The sequence below is a fragment of the Pseudomonas agarici genome (assembly GCF_900109755.1).
Taxonomy (GTDB): Bacteria; Pseudomonadota; Gammaproteobacteria; order Pseudomonadales; family Pseudomonadaceae; genus Aquipseudomonas; species Aquipseudomonas agarici.
In genome coordinates, this window is sequence record NZ_FOAR01000024.1 from 83,382 (window position 1) to 92,777 (window position 9,396).

At 61.3% G+C, this 9,396-nt stretch carries 9 protein-coding genes and 1 pseudogene; 7 read left to right on the forward strand and 3 right to left on the reverse strand.

Translation table 11 applies throughout. The annotated features are described in order from the left end of the window. Nucleotides 1-78 precede the first annotated feature (78 nt). Both BMX68_RS19760 and BMX68_RS19765 read left to right on the forward strand, forming a co-directional pair. Entirely contained in the window at nt 79-591 is a 513-nt protein-coding gene (locus BMX68_RS19760) for a disulfide bond formation protein B (protein WP_017130272.1), read from the forward strand. Nucleotides 592-781: 190 nt separating this feature from the next. Then, entirely contained in the window at nt 782-1,240 is a 459-nt protein-coding gene (locus tag BMX68_RS19765; protein WP_017130271.1) for an Rsd/AlgQ family anti-sigma factor, read from the forward strand. Between the two features lie 64 nt (nt 1,241-1,304). Here BMX68_RS19765 and BMX68_RS19770 read toward each other — a convergent pair whose 3' ends face one another. Next, nucleotides 1,305-1,970 carry an FKBP-type peptidyl-prolyl cis-trans isomerase gene (locus tag BMX68_RS19770; RefSeq protein ID WP_017130270.1) on the reverse strand — a complete coding sequence of 222 codons (666 nt, stop codon included), beginning with the start codon at nt 1,968-1,970 and terminating at the stop codon, nt 1,305-1,307. Nucleotides 1,971-2,302: 332 nt separating this feature from the next. On the opposite strand from BMX68_RS19770, the pseudogene BMX68_RS25995 reads away from it, so the two are divergent. Next, a pseudogene (locus BMX68_RS25995) lies at nt 2,303-3,082 on the forward strand (AlgP family protein); the annotation flags it as partial. A 2-nt stretch (nt 3,083-3,084) separates the two neighbouring features. Here the strand turns inward: BMX68_RS25995 and BMX68_RS19785 are convergent. After that, nucleotides 3,085-3,549: a TIGR02444 family protein gene (locus BMX68_RS19785; RefSeq protein ID WP_017130268.1), complete on the reverse strand. Its 465-nt coding sequence runs from the start codon at nt 3,547-3,549 to the stop codon at nt 3,085-3,087. Nucleotides 3,550-3,599: 50 nt separating this feature from the next. On the opposite strand from BMX68_RS19785, the gene BMX68_RS19790 reads away from it, so the two are divergent. From BMX68_RS19790 to BMX68_RS19805, 4 genes are all read left to right on the forward strand, one after another. After that, nucleotides 3,600-5,510, forward strand: coding sequence for an ATP-binding cassette domain-containing protein (locus BMX68_RS19790; RefSeq protein WP_017130267.1), 1,911 nt, complete (start codon nt 3,600-3,602; stop codon nt 5,508-5,510). 125 nt (nt 5,511-5,635) lie between these two features. Continuing rightward, a complete protein-coding gene (locus tag BMX68_RS19795) occupies nt 5,636-6,268 on the forward strand; it encodes a LysE family transporter (protein WP_026012995.1) in 633 nt (210 codons plus the stop codon). A 154-nt stretch (nt 6,269-6,422) separates the two neighbouring features. After that, on the forward strand, nt 6,423-8,318 hold the full coding sequence (locus BMX68_RS19800; RefSeq protein WP_026012994.1) for a cytochrome c/FTR1 family iron permease: 1,896 nt from the start codon (nt 6,423-6,425) through the stop codon (nt 8,316-8,318). 2 nt (nt 8,319-8,320) lie between these two features. Continuing rightward, entirely contained in the window at nt 8,321-8,776 is a 456-nt protein-coding gene (locus BMX68_RS19805) for a YaiI/YqxD family protein (protein WP_017130264.1), read from the forward strand. Nucleotides 8,777-9,023: 247 nt separating this feature from the next. Here BMX68_RS19805 and BMX68_RS19810 read toward each other — a convergent pair. Then, nucleotides 9,024-9,396 (reverse strand): hypothetical protein (locus BMX68_RS19810; RefSeq protein WP_218145921.1); only part of this gene is annotated, 373 nt, incomplete at its 5' end.

Here is a 9,396-nt window from a genome sequence, read left to right on the forward strand (position 1 = left end):
ATCTGCAGTGACCCTGCTTGAAAGGGCCAAGGCCTTTCCTCTACCGTAACTGCCTGTCTCTCCTGTTACGGAAAAGCCATGTTCTTGGCCCGCTCACGCTCTCTGTTCTCTCTCGCTTTTCTGGCGGCGACCCTGGTCATGGGGGCATCGTTGTACCTGGAGTATGGAGTCGGGCTGAAACCGTGCTCGCTGTGCGTGATGCAACGCCTATTTCTCGGCGGCTTCTGCCTGGTCAGCCTGATGGGCGCATTGCACGGACCCGCGCGCATCGGCCGCTGGGTCTATGGTGCGCTGGGGCTGCTGTTCGTGCTGGCGGGTGCGGCGACGGCGGTCCGGCAAGTGCTGCTGCAGCGGGTGCCATTGGAGGAACTGATGATCTGCCAGCCCGGACTGCATTGTCTGATGCAGCAGGTATCTCCCTTCAAGGCACTGATCTTGATGTTCCGGGCGACCGCCGAGTGTGCTCAGATCCACTGGACCCTGTTCGATCTGAGTCTCCCCGAGTGGAGTTTGCTGGCATTTGTCGGCATGGGTATTCTGGCGATCTATCAGATAGTTGGCCCGGCCACAGGCTCTAAGCACCGCACCTGAAGCAGCCTATCGCCGTCCTCGGGATTAAACACTTGTATGAACTTTATCTCCTGCGTACCTTGAAGCGGGTGTCGTGCGGGCATAATCTGGCCCGCACGTGTTATTGCAAATAGGTTGTTTTGTTTGGCCAAGTCAGAATCCTCGGTTTATACGAGGTCGGGCGGCACGACCCAGAAGGGAAGAGATCACCATGCTCGAAAGTTGTCAGAATGCTCAGGAACGTTGGGGTGGAGTGCATCTGCTGATCGACCGCTGGTTGCAGGCGCGTCACGAACTTGTACGAGCCTATGATGCTCTTGGAGCCGAGCCCGGAGCTCTGGCGGACAATCGCCAATCGCTCCAAGAGTTTTGCGGGGGCTTAGTGGATTATGTGTCGGCCGGACACTTCGAAATCTACGAACAGCTCACCGGTGAGGCTAAGGTCTTCGGTGATGAGCGCGGGCTGGAGCTGGCCGAGACGATCTATCCACGTATCGAGGTGATCACCGAGAAGTTGCTGGCTTTCAACGACCTGTGCGACGCCGGAAAGTGCGTGGCGCAGAAGTTCCAGGAGCTGGGTGGGTTGCTGCACGAACGCTTCGAACTCGAAGACTGCCTGATCGAGGTACTGCACACCTCGCACAAGCAAGAGTTGGTCGATCCGGCTTGAGGTGTAGCGATTTCTCGATGAAAACGGTGCATGGGGCGCACCGTTTTTCGTTTGTGGGACGAGCTCAGTTGGTGACGCCCAACAATTCGATATCGAATACCAGCGGCGTATAGGGGGCGATCAGGTCACCCGCGCCATCCGCGCCATAGGCTTGTGCCGAAGGCAGCACCAGGCGCCACTTGGCGCCGACCGGCATCTGCGGCAACGCGCTGCGCCAGCCATTGATCACACTGTCCAGGCGAAACCATTGTGGTTGGCGGTTCTGGTCGAACACCGTGCCATTGGGCAAGTGCCCTACATAACGCACTTGCACCCGGCCATTGGCAGCTACTTTTTCGCCGGTGCCTGGGGTCAGTTCGGTCATCAGGATTCCATTGGACAGCTCCCGGACACCCGGCTGGGCTTTTTCTCGGGCGAGGAATTCTTTCTCGGCTTCGAGGGCTGTTTCGCTTTGCGGCTTCGTCGATTCCGCGACGATTCGGGCTTCGTGAGCGGCCAGGATCTGCTCGATTCGCTCCTCCTTCAAGGCCAGCGGCTTGCCCTGGTAAGCCTGCTGCAAACCTTCGATCAGGGCTTTGAGCTGCAGGCCCGGAACCTCCTGGCGCAAGCGTTCGCCGAGGCTGGCGCCCAGGCTATAGGCAAGGTCCTGGGCATCGTCTGTTGTTTCTTTTGGCGCGCCCTGGACCAGCGGCAAAACCAGGCACAACGACAGCAGTAGATAACGCGACATGGAGATTCTCCGGCCTGTGATCCGAAGGATTATGCCAGTGCTGCGCGATGGTTGTTGGAGCGCCCGCGACACCATGAAAAACTGCCGCGGGCGGTGTGATCGAAACTGGCGGTGGAGCGCGACAAAGAGTGCGCGCCCGGTCTGCAAAAATACGATGAAATATCGCTTGGGCGAGAAGAATTTTATCGGCAATTGTTTGGCTCGCCCAATGATCCCGAAGAACATTTTTTGCCGCATGCAACGCCCGGCATTCGATACTGTCAACATGCCCTAGCGGCGTTAGTCACAGAGGGCTAGTATGAGCCGCACTCACGTCAGCCAGGAGGTAAACCATGTCGGCCACCAAGAAGCCTGTAAATACTCCGTTGCACTTACTCCAACAGTTGTCGGGCAGCTTGCTCGAACATTTGGAAAACGCTTGTTCCCAAGCCCTGGCTGATGCTGAAAAATTGCTCGCCAAACTGGAAAAACAACGCGGTAAAGCACAAGAAAAATTGCATAAATCCCGGACCAAATTGCAGGATGCCGCTGCCGCTGGAAAAGCCAAGGCGCAAGCCAAGGCCAAGACGGCCGTCAGTGAGTTGGAAGACCTGCTCGACAAGCTGAAAACCAGCCAATCCGAAACCCGCTCCTACATTTTGCAACTCAAGCGCGATGCGCAAGAGAGCCTGAAGCTGGCGCAAGGTATTGGGCGTGTGAAAGAAGCCGTGACCAAGGCTCTGTCTACTCGAACTGCCCAAACTGCTGCGCCGGTCAAGGTTGCTGCCAAACCAGTTGCTGCTAAAGCTGCTGTTACCAAGCCGGCGACCAAACGGGTTGCTGCTAAAACGGCTGCCGCCAAACCGGCTATTGCTAAAACCGCTGCCGCCAAGCCTGCCGCCAAACCGGCTGCTGCTAAAACCGCTGCCGCCAAGCCTGCCGCCAAACCGGCTGTTGCTAAAACCGCTGCTGCCAAGCCTGCCGTAAAACCGGCTGCTGCCAAACCGGCTGCAAACCCCCCCGCAGCTAAGCCCGTAGTTTCGACGCCAACCTCAGCAGCATCGGCATCGACTGCAACCTCTGCTCCGGCTGCTGCTCCAGCGCCGGCCTCGGTCGCCGCGCCAACCAGCGCTTCCTAAGCCTGGCTCACCGCGAGGCGCAGCTTGTGCAGCGCCTCGCGATTGAGGTGGGTCACCTGGACGGTGCTGCCGTCCAGCCACTGTGCCAGGTCGAGGGCAACTCCCTGCGGCCAACCCTGGCTCAACCCTTCCAGACGCAACAGCAACTGGCGCTCCGCTTCCAGCTCAAGTGTCTTGAGCTGATCTCTCAGCACTTTCAACTCGTTGTCTAGCAGCGCCATGGATCGCCATTGCCCACGCAATTGCCTGAGCGGTTGTATCACCTGCGCCTGCCAGTCTTGTGCAATCAGGCGCAACCGGGCCAGGCGTTCGGGTTCGCAGTTGACACCGCGCGCCCCCAGCCAGGCCGCGCAGAGCATCAGGCAGACATCCGCCCCCTGGGCTTGTAAGGCCAGGCAGGCCTCCTCCACGCCGGGCTTGGCATAAGTCTCAAGAGAAAACGTCCACAGGTCAGCATGCATGGTTCGATCCGCGCCAGTTGCGAGGGAAGCTGGTAGACTCCGCCGCCATTATGATTCGACTTCAGAACCTGACTTTACAGCGTGGCCCGCAACGTCTGCTAGAAGACGCCGAGCTGACCCTGCACGCCGGCCATAAAGCCGGCCTTATCGGTGCCAACGGCGCCGGCAAATCCAGCTTGTTCGCCCTGCTGCGGGGCGAGCTGCACCCGGACTCGGGTGATTGCTTCCTGCCGACCGATTGGCGTATCGCCCACATGCGCCAGGAGGTCGATACCCTCGAACGCCTGGCGGTCGACTATGTACTCGATGGCGACATACGCCTGCGCCAGGTGCAGCACGACCTGGCAGTGGCCGAGGCAGCCCACGATGGCGCTGCCCAGGCACGCCTGCACGCGGAACTCGACAGCGCCGACGGCTACACTGCCGATGCCCGCGCGCGCAAGTTGCTGGCCGGCCTGGGCTTCACTAACGAACAAATGGATCGTCAGGTCGGGGATTTCTCCGGCGGCTGGCGGATGCGCCTGAACCTGGCGCAGGCGCTGATGTGCCCCTCGGACCTATTGCTGCTCGACGAACCGACGAACCACCTCGACCTCGACGCAATCATCTGGCTGGAAGAGTGGCTCAAGAGCTACCCCGGCACCTTGCTGCTGATTTCCCACGACCGCGACTTTCTCGACGAAGTGGTCGATCACGTGGCCCATGTCGACCAGCGCAAAATTACTCTCTATCGTGGTGGCTACACGGCTTTCGAGCGCGCCCGTGCCGAACGTCTGGCCCAGCAGCAGCAGGCTTACGAGAAGCAGCAGGCGCAGCGTGCGCATATGGAAAGCTATATTGCCCGCTTCAAGGCCCAGGCCACCAAGGCCCGCCAGGCACAGAGCCGGATCAAGGCACTGGAGCGAATGGAGGAGCTGTCGGCGGCCCATGTCGATTCACCGTTCGACTTCACTTTCCGCGAGTCGCATAAGATCTCCAGCCCCTTGTTGGACCTGTCCGATGTTCGGCTGGGTTATGGCGAGAAAACCATCCTGGAGAAGGTCAAGCTGCAACTGACCCCCGGTGCCCGAATCGGTCTGCTCGGTCCCAACGGCGCGGGCAAGTCGACGCTGATCAAGAACCTCGCCGGCGAGCTGTCGCCGTTGGCAGGGCGCATGACCCGTGGTGAAAACACCGTGGTCGGCTACTTTGCCCAGCACCAGCTCGACTCGCTGGACGCCAAGGCCAGCCCGTTGCTGCACCTGCAACGGTTGGCACCGACCGAGCGCGAGCAAACCCTGCGCGACTTCCTCGGTGGTTTCGATTTTCGTGGCGCACGCATCGACGAGCCGGTGTTGAACTTCTCTGGCGGCGAGAAAGCCCGGCTGGCGTTGGCCCTGATCGCCTGGGAACGGCCTAATCTGCTGCTGCTCGACGAACCGACCAACCACCTGGACCTGGAAATGCGCCTGGCGCTGACCATGGCCTTGCAGGAGTTCAGCGGTGCGGTACTGGTGGTTTCCCACGACCGTCATCTGCTCAAGAGCACCACCGACCATTTCTACCTGGTGGCCGACGGTAAGGTCGAAGAGTTCGACGGTGACTTGGAAGACTATGCCCGCTGGTTGGTCGAATATCGCCAGCGCAACGCGCCGGTCAGCAGCACCCCAGTGAATGCCGATAAGACCGACAAGAAGGCTCAGCGTCAGGCTGCGGCTGCGTTGCGTCAACAACTGGCCCCGCACAAGCGTGAGGCCGACAAGCTCGAAGCCGAGCTGGGCAAGCTGCATGAGCAACTGGCAAAGATTGAGGCGAGTCTTGGCGACAGCGCGGTCTACGAAGCTGATCGCAAGGACGAACTGCGTGACCTGTTGGCCAACCAGGCCAAGCTCAAGGTGCGTGAGGCGGAACTCGAAGAGGCTTGGATGCACGCCCTGGAACTGCTGGAGAGCATGCAGGCGGAACTGGAAGCGCTGTCTTGATGTGCCTTGGTGTTCCTACACAAGATGTCTGCTCGTCGATGACCCTGTCCGACAAAAAACAATAGTCAATTTCAGGCCCACGGATTAGCTTAAAGGCGGGTTGGAGTTCTTATCCGAGGTGCATGATGCAGATTGAGACATGGCTGGCATTTTTCGCGGCATGCTGGGTGATCAGCCTGTCCCCGGGCGCCGGTGCGATTGCCTCGATGTCCAGCGGCCTGCAATACGGTTTCCTTCGTGGCTACTGGAATGCCCTGGGCCTGCAACTGGGCCTGGCGGCACAGATCGCGGTGATCGCCGCCGGTGTCGGTGCGGTCCTCACGGCCTCGGCCACGGCCTTCTACGCCATCAAGTGGTTCGGTGTGGCGTACTTGGTGTACCTGGCCGTCAAGCAGTGGGGCGCGCTGCCCAACGACATGACCGAAGAGTCCACGATCCGGCCGATCGGCAAACCGCTGACCTTGATGTTTCGCGGTTTCCTGGTCAACGTCAGCAATCCCAAGGCCTTGGTGTTCATGCTCGCGGTGCTGCCGCAGTTCATCGATCCCCAGGCGCCGCTCGTGCATCAGTACCTGATCCTGGGCGCGACCATGATCGGCGTCGACATGATCGTCATGGCCGGCTACACCGGCCTGGCGGCCAAGGTCCTGCGCCTGTTGCGCACACCCAAGCAACAACGCCGCCTGAATCGGACTTTTGCCGGGTTGTTCGTGGGCGCGGCGGGATTCCTGGCGACTTTGCACAAGGCTACCCACTGAGTCCCGGTCGGCAAATACCCACAACCGACCCTTCCCAAAGATGCCGACCGCTTATTGAAAGGCACTATTTGCGCCTCAAGGGCGCGCGGCGCTTGAGTGAAGTGCAGTGAGAGGGAACAATGTGTTACTTCGCATTTCCATTTAGGTTGTTTCGATGATTGTTCCCATGCGTTTCCTGGCCTGGCTGATGCTGCCGATGTTCGCCCTATGCAGCTCCAATCTGCTGGCGAAGACGGTGGAAGGCGCCGCCCAGGCCCTGCACTTGATCGATTACATCGGCGCGGACTATCCAGCCACGGTGGCGGACGGCAAGGTCATCGACGAGACCGAATACCACGAGCAGCTGGAATTCCTGACAGCTCTGCACAAGCTGATTGTCGCGCTACCGGCCCGTGCAGAGCGGGCGGAGCTGGAGCAGGGCGTGGTCGATCTGCGCACGGCCATCAGCCAGCGCCAGGATGGCGCGCTGGTGGCACGTCAGGCCCGGCAACTGGGCGCAAGGCTGGCGGTGAGCTACGAGGTCAGTCAAGCGCCGGCCATCACCCCGGATCCGAGTCGTGGTGCGCCGCTTTACGCCCAGCACTGCTCGGTCTGCCATGGTGACACGGGAGCCGGCGATGGCCCGGCGGGTGTTGGTCTGACGCCCCCGCCGGCCAATCTGCGGGACGCCGCGCGCCTGGATCGCCTGAGCCTCTATGGTCTCTACAACACCCTGACCCTCGGTGTCGAAGGCACGGACATGCCCTCGTTCGCCGATCAGCTCGATGAGCGTCAGCGTTGGGATCTGGCAACTTATATCGCCGGTTTCAGCGCCGCGTCGGTGGCCACGAACGACAAGGCCTACAATCTGGCCGACCTGGCCCGTCAGACCCCTGATGAAGTGCGGGTGGCCGAAGGCGATGCTGCCGCCGCGCTGTTTCGCGCCCAGCGCGCCCAACCGCCGCAGGTCAAGCGCGGCCCTGCGCAGTTGCTCGACTACACGGGCGCGACCCTGGACAAGAGCCTGGCGGCTTACCGTGTCGGCGACCGTGAACAGGCCTACGATCTGTCCGTGGCCGCCTACCTGGAAGGTTTCGAGTTAGTCGAAAGCTCCCTGGACAACGTTGACGCCAGCGTGCGCAAGGGCACCGAAAAATCCCTGATGGCCTATCGGCAATCCTTGCAGGATGGCTTGCCGGTCGAGCAGGTCGAGCAGCGCCTGGCGTTCGCCAAGGATAAGCTCAAGGAGTCCGCCGGGTTGCTCGGCAATGATGGACTGAGTCAATCCCTGAGCTTTATTTCGGGATTGCTGATCTTGCTGCGCGAGGGCGTAGAAGCGATCCTGGTGCTGGCGGCGATTCTCGCCTTCCTGCGCAACACCGGCCAGCAATCGGCGGTGCGTAGTGTCAATATCGGCTGGGGTCTGGCGTTGCTGGCGGGGCTTGGCACCTGGGCGCTGGCGGCCTATGTGATCGATGTCAGTGGCGCCCAGCGCGAGTTGCTGGAAGGGTGTACGGCGCTGTTCGCCAGTGTGATGGTGCTCTGGCTTGGCGTCTGGATGCACGATCGCCGCCATGCCGCGGCGTGGCAGGACTACATCAAGAGCAGTCTGGTCGGTGGTGGTGGTCGTTTCGGTTTCGCGATCCTGGCGTTCTTCTCGGTGTACCGCGAGTTGTTCGAAGTGATCCTGTTCTATGAAACCCTCTGGTTGCAGGCCGGTCCTGCCGGGCACAACGCGGTGCTGGCAGGCGGCGCGACGGCGCTGGTGCTGCTGATCGGCCTGGCCTGGGTCATCCTGCGCGGCTCGGCGAAGCTGCCGCTGGCGCTGTTCTTCGGGATCAATGCCGGGTTGTTGTGCGCGCTGTCGGTGGTGTTTGCCGGGCATGGCGTCAAGGCCTTGCAGGAAGCCGGGATCTTCGGCACGCGGCCAGTGGCGTTCTTCGACTTCGACTGGCTGGGGATCCATGCCGATGCTTATTCGCTGAGCGCTCAAGCCGTGGCCCTGCTGGCGATCATCGTGCTCTACAGCCGTAGCCGGTTGGCCGAAAAGCGCCGATTGCAGGCTTCCTGAGCATGCGCGTGTGGATCGATGCCGACGCCTGCCCCAAGGCGGCCAAGGAGCTGGTGGTGAAGTTCGCCCTCAAGCGCCGCTTCGAAGTGGTGCTGGTGGCGGGCCAGCCGCAGATCAAGCCGGCCTTCGCCTGCGTCAAGTTGATCGTGGTGCCCAGCGGGCCGGACGCCGCCGACGATTACCTGGTGGAGCATGCGGTGCCGGGGGAACTGGTGATTTGCAGCGATGTGCCCCTGGCCGATCGATTGGTGAAAAAGGCGGTGGCGGCACTCGATCCTCGTGGCAAGGAGTTCGATCCGCAGAACATGGGTGAGCGGCTGGCGGTGCGCAACCTGTTCACCGACCTGCGTGAGCAAGGGCAGATGGGCGGCGGTCAGCCGCCTTATGGCGAGCGGGACAAGCAGGCCTTCGCCAATGCCTTCGACCGTATCCTCACCCGGCTTTCACGGTCTTCCTGAACACAGGGCTGATAATCGTTGCCGCGTGCGGCAGGGGCCACGCAGCCCGTGAGGCTCTGCGCCAAAATGTGGATTGTTGATTTTGGCGCTACCCATCGGCGCATAAAGGTCATCGGCGGTCATCAGTTTGCTGTGGACGTGAATCTGTTCGGTCGCACAGCCATGTGTTTTGGTGGTGGCTGTAGATCGCACGGGTTTTGTCCATCTGTGAGCTGGCCAGGATGACAAATACGCGCATCATTAAAAATCACCGTAGCGGCGGCATGCCTTTGGGCAGTGAATCGCGCAGAGCGTCCCGCGCGCGTCGGCGGGCGACTTCGGCGGCTCGGGACGGCAGCTCGCTGACGCTATCGGTCAGCCGGTCCTTCACGGCACCGACGCTCTCGGTGGCTTGTCGGGTGCGCTCCTGAATCTCGTCGAACAGATGCCCCAAATGCCGCCCCGCTTCATCGATTAGCGACAGCGCCTCATGGTCATGATCGAAGATGCGCCGGTACTGCCCGCAGCCGTTGGCCTCGCGGCGGGTGCCGCTGCCCATGCCGTATTCCACCACCAGCCCGGCAATTCCCAGGTTGTCGCGCAGGTCAGCGGCATCGGCGTCGCTCATCAGCGGAATCACC

Bases quoted from the DNA above. Each gene is read 5' to 3' on its own strand.
- BMX68_RS19760 (WP_017130272.1), top strand. From the start codon at position 79: ATGTTCTTGGCCCGCTCACGCTCTCTGTTCTCTCTCGCTTTTCTGGCG.
- BMX68_RS19765 (WP_017130271.1), top strand. From the start codon at position 782: ATGCTCGAAAGTTGTCAGAATGCTCAGGAACGTTGGGGTGGAGTGCAT.
- BMX68_RS19770 (WP_017130270.1), bottom strand. From the start codon at position 1,970: ATGTCGCGTTATCTACTGCTGTCGTTGTGCCTGGTTTTGCCGCTGGTC.
- BMX68_RS19785 (WP_017130268.1), bottom strand. From the start codon at position 3,549: ATGCATGCTGACCTGTGGACGTTTTCTCTTGAGACTTATGCCAAGCCC.
- BMX68_RS19790 (WP_017130267.1), top strand. From the start codon at position 3,600: ATGATTCGACTTCAGAACCTGACTTTACAGCGTGGCCCGCAACGTCTG.
- BMX68_RS19795 (WP_026012995.1), top strand. From the start codon at position 5,636: ATGCAGATTGAGACATGGCTGGCATTTTTCGCGGCATGCTGGGTGATC.
- BMX68_RS19800 (WP_026012994.1), top strand. From the start codon at position 6,423: ATGATTGTTCCCATGCGTTTCCTGGCCTGGCTGATGCTGCCGATGTTC.
- BMX68_RS19805 (WP_017130264.1), top strand. From the start codon at position 8,321: ATGCGCGTGTGGATCGATGCCGACGCCTGCCCCAAGGCGGCCAAGGAG.